This window comes from Flavobacterium xizangense (assembly GCF_054075145.1).
In genome coordinates, this window is sequence record NZ_JBSIPG010000316.1 from 1 (window position 1) to 237 (window position 237).

General features: G+C 36.7%; 1 protein-coding gene. It reads left to right on the top strand.

Features of this window, described 5'->3' with window-relative positions:
* The coding region (locus ACWA1B_RS23585; protein WP_456911124.1) for an SDR family NAD(P)-dependent oxidoreductase at positions 1-237 on the top strand (237 nt) is incomplete at both ends.

Below are 237 nucleotides of genomic sequence, written 5' to 3' on the forward strand. Positions count from 1 at the left end.
ATCGAAATACAAGAGGTTTCGCTTACGCTGAAATACTTCAAAATAGAGGCGTTAATTCGTTATTTGTTCAAACCGATGTGACAGATCCTGTTGCAATGGAAAATGCTGTGAAAGTAATCGCTGCAAAATACGGAAGAATCGATGCTATAATCAATAATGTTGGCGTAAATGACGGTGCGGGATTAGATTCAAGTTATGAGGATTTTATGAATTCTTTGAAGCTGAATGTGGTTAGTT